This window comes from Clostridium sp. MT-14 (assembly GCF_042436595.1).
Taxonomy (GTDB): domain Bacteria; phylum Bacillota; class Clostridia; order Clostridiales; family Clostridiaceae; genus Clostridium_B; species Clostridium_B aromativorans.
On the sequence record NZ_JBHMIY010000072.1, the window covers coordinates 1 to 4,010 of the forward strand.

The window sequence follows — 4,010 nt, forward strand, 5'->3', positions numbered from 1 at the left end:
TAATGGTGCACCCAGGGAGATTCGAACTCCCGGCCTCTGGATTCGTATTTTGCCAAAGATAACAGTAGATAGTTGTCCACATCTGTTGATAATACTTGCCTTAACTTAATTATTTCGCTATAAAAAAAGATATCTTTCTGCATGAATATATAACTAATGTGTTAAAAATGTGTTAAAGAAATTATCATCAAAAGCAGATATTCCAATACCTTATACCCATGTGAATGTGTTAATTTTATTATTAGAGTTTCTACATATATTATATAATATTTATACCATCTATGAAAGCCCTGGATTCACCAGAGCTTTTCTTTATCTTTTAGGCGGCCTATAACCTGCAGCTATTAATTGGAAATTATCTATGACACTAAAAATCACTTTATAGACAACGAATCCCCCGCAAAATTTTATTCTGTTTCAAAACATAAGTTAACAAATAAAATTTTTTAAAACTCAAAAATCAACAATGTAAATAATTATTTAATAAAGTTTAATTCAAATTCCAATCTATTTAAGAATTCATCTGTATCCAAAACATATGCTCCCCCGTCTCTCAAGGTACCTATATTAGCTACAAAATAATCATTTGTATAATTGTTACCAGAAATAATTCTAAATTCTCTTTGAGGACTAAAATATATATCTTTCGTAAACAGTACTTCAAGTGAATCATTAGCATAATTTTTATATCTATTAATACTATTTACATTATAGTCTTCATAATGAACTTTGCCATATATTAGACTATTGCTATTATTGCCATTGTATTTTTCTATTTTATCTATAAATTTATCCAACCTTATGATTACTGCTTTTTCTCCAAAATTATTTATTATATTATTTTTATCGGTATCATTAATGTTAAGCTTGATTTTGCAAGATTTATTCGTTTCTTCGAATATATCAAAATCATTTGTACCAAATACTGTTAAACAAAATACAGGTATTTTCTCATAAAAATTATATCTCATTGTTACTCTTTTTATTGGTATCTTCGAAATCAGTTTTTTAGTTCCGGATTTATAGAGCCTCATAGTTACATTATTCATGACATTTCCAGCTTCAAATCTATCTCCTTGTCCCTTAATATGAGTTTTATTTTCTAATTCAATAAAATATTTAAGATTATTCATGTATAATTTTCCATCTAATATATCATTAACATACTTTTGCTTAGTAAATTTAACTAAAAATAAATAACAATCTTCTAATCCTTTTAAGTAGCTTAATTTTTTCACGAAATTATCTCCTCTTAACTATCATAATTTTGTAAAATTACAATTAATTATACATTACTTTTTATCTGTTTCTGAATTATCATTAATAACTTTATCCCAATCACTAAAAAAATGTGTCATTTTTTTAGTTTTTTTCTTTACTTCTTTATTTGTACTATCTTCATTATTTTCCAATATCAATTTTTTAATAAATGAAACTACTCTTTCATTTACTGAAACTGCTTCTTCTATAGGCAAATCATTTATATATTTCATTAACTTACCTACCAAAATGGTTCTCGAATTATATGCATACTTAGCAAATTCAGTTATAATTACTTCTTCAACAAAGTACTGTAATTGGTTTCTCTTTTTTATAAGTTTTTTAGATAAAATTAAGGGAATTAAAATCATATACAATTCAGTTTTATTTTCACTTATAACATTTATATTATTTATATATTTTTTTACAAACTCCTCATCTCTTTTATTCATTATTTATTCTCTCCATTCTATTTACAAACTCCTCAGTTATAAGTTTTATGTTCCTCGATATATCATTATTTTTAATATCATACATAAAATTTCCAACTTCTACTCCTCTTTGAATAGAAATATATCTATATATGTATTCTTTAAATGGAGTTGATTCTAAGTTCCTAATAGTTTCATTTACATTTATAGCTTTCTTAGAATTTTTCAATAATGTGCTGTTTATGTTTTCTATAATGGGTTCATGAATTGTACTTGATGGATTTATGAGCGTATATACGATACCTAATAAATTGATTTCTCTTCTCTCTCTTGGCCGTAATTTTTTCGTTTGTTTTATTGCTTTTGTCATTAATGATAGCCCTAAAGATGCAACATAGTCAGGAGTAACAGGTGATATATATGTGTCTGCAGCTATAAGAGCACTCCTAAAAAAGAATGAATACGTAGGAGGACTATCAATTAATATATACTCATAATTAGATCTTAAAGACTTTTTTTCAATATATTCATCTAAAATATTTTCTGTTCCTCTTATTTGATTAAGTTCCATTTTAATTAGTTCAATATCTCCTAGCATAAAATCAAAATTATCTTTTAAATTTACTATTAAATTTATACCTAAATCTTTAGAAATGTCCTCATTATACGTAAAAATGCTATCATCATCATTATTTATATCTTCTATTTCTTTTTTAAAAATTTGAAATATAGTTTTACCTTCTTTTTTTAAAGCTCTATATTTTTCCATGCTATCTTTCCCATAAATAACTGAAAATGCATACTGCGTTGCATTAAATTGTGGGTCTAAGTCTATAACCAATACCCTCTTACCCATCTCAGCTAATGTATTAGCTATATTTACACATAATGTTGTCTTACATACCCCTCCCTTCATATTTATAAATGTAACTATATTTTTATTACACATTTATACCCCTCTTTTATAAATTATTCATTTTTATACCCATAAGCTCATCTTTTATATACTCGCATAAGCCATCTACTCCTCCATAAATAGTATAACAATTAATTCCATTTACTTTTATAAAATTGATAGATTGCTCATATGTAGCATATGGCAAATTTATCTTAAATAAAAATTTATCTATACAATCGCAATACTCTTCTTCCAAATCTAATAATTCTGTTCCTTGAACCGTAAAAAATCCATTCTGCGCTACTAACCTTTCATTGCTCATATTGGGAACTAACGCAAAAGAATGTACTCTTGCTATATTATCTTCAAAATAATTAATATAATTTTTTATTCTCTCAGGTAATTTATCTATTGTTAAGAGATTAATTTTATTATACGAACAATCATCTTCAACATAAAATCCTCTATTATTACATTCCCTATTTAATTCAATTGGATTTAATACCCATATACAAGCATCTTCTCCTTCATTTCTACCTTTGTTAGCAAAATATAAAGCTTTAATAAAGCTATTCGTCCAATCTAATAATCTTGTTGGCAATCCATAATGTTGCATTAAGAACAATATATTCCATTCCTTAAACCCTATAAATTTTTCAATATACTTATATCCATAGTTTATAAAATAATTATACATATCTCTCTCTTTGTTCTTTATAACTCTTTTATTGCTATCTATTCTAGATAAAGTACTTCTTAATTTAAAATCTATATTTCTATGTCCTCTAAACCATAAAATTTTATTTTGTTTTTGTAACCAACTAACTTTATCAATTATTTCTAGCCACTTATCCATAATAACCTCTTTTTTAATTCTTTTTTATACTTTAAAGTATATGTTTCTCCAAAACTTATCAAAATCCTCCAAAAAATAAAAATAATCCTAAAGCAATTAATGTTACTTTAGGATACTCAACAAGATAAGTTAATAATTTCTAATAATCAACTCACTATACCTATGCTCTTTATCTCTATACTTTCCCATAAGATTGTGATTTCGCTGGACCTCATCTATATTGAAATCATTATATAAGCTTCTAACAAATTCACAATCATTATATGAAAGAATGAATTTACCTTTTACATTCTTAAGGCAGTCACATAACCTTATATGGTCCTTCCCTGAAAACTCTACCTGATAATATCTTTCAGTACCATAATAAGGCGGGTCCAGATATATGAGTGCATCCTCTTTATCATAGACTATAATCAAGTCCTTAAAATCCTTATTTTCAATCACTACACCAGAAAGCCTCTCCTGAATATCAGTCAGATACTGAATCATGACATTGACATTTTTCTTTACGCATCCATATGATCTGTGGTCGCTTCCATAGCTTGTCTTAATCAACATGAAGAAA

Annotated in this window: 5 protein-coding genes; all 5 read right to left on the minus strand. The window is 26.2% G+C overall.

Annotated features, from left to right (window positions below):
- Positions 1-476: 476 nt before the first annotated feature.
- Complete coding sequence (locus ACFHWD_RS20455) at positions 477-1,238, minus strand: hypothetical protein (RefSeq protein WP_378062922.1); 762 nt, start codon at positions 1,236-1,238, stop codon at positions 477-479.
- Between the two features lie 54 nt (positions 1,239-1,292).
- Positions 1,293-1,712 carry a hypothetical protein gene (locus tag ACFHWD_RS20460; RefSeq protein WP_378062923.1) on the minus strand — a complete coding sequence of 140 codons (420 nt, stop codon included), beginning with the start codon at positions 1,710-1,712 and terminating at the stop codon, positions 1,293-1,295.
- The gene (locus tag ACFHWD_RS20465) at positions 1,705-2,640 is read right to left on the minus strand and encodes a ParA family protein (RefSeq protein ID WP_378062924.1); all 936 of its coding nucleotides are present in this window, start codon (positions 2,638-2,640) and stop codon (positions 1,705-1,707) included. The genes ACFHWD_RS20460 and ACFHWD_RS20465 overlap by 8 nt, the downstream gene beginning before the upstream one ends.
- A gap of 13 nt (positions 2,641-2,653) precedes the next feature.
- Positions 2,654-3,445 (minus strand): FRG domain-containing protein, encoded by a 792-nt coding sequence (locus ACFHWD_RS20470; protein ID WP_378062925.1) that lies wholly within the window; start codon positions 3,443-3,445, stop codon positions 2,654-2,656.
- Positions 3,446-3,574: 129 nt separating this feature from the next.
- A partial coding sequence (locus ACFHWD_RS20475) for a DNA adenine methylase (protein ID WP_378062926.1) occupies positions 3,575-4,010 on the minus strand: 436 nt, incomplete at its 5' end.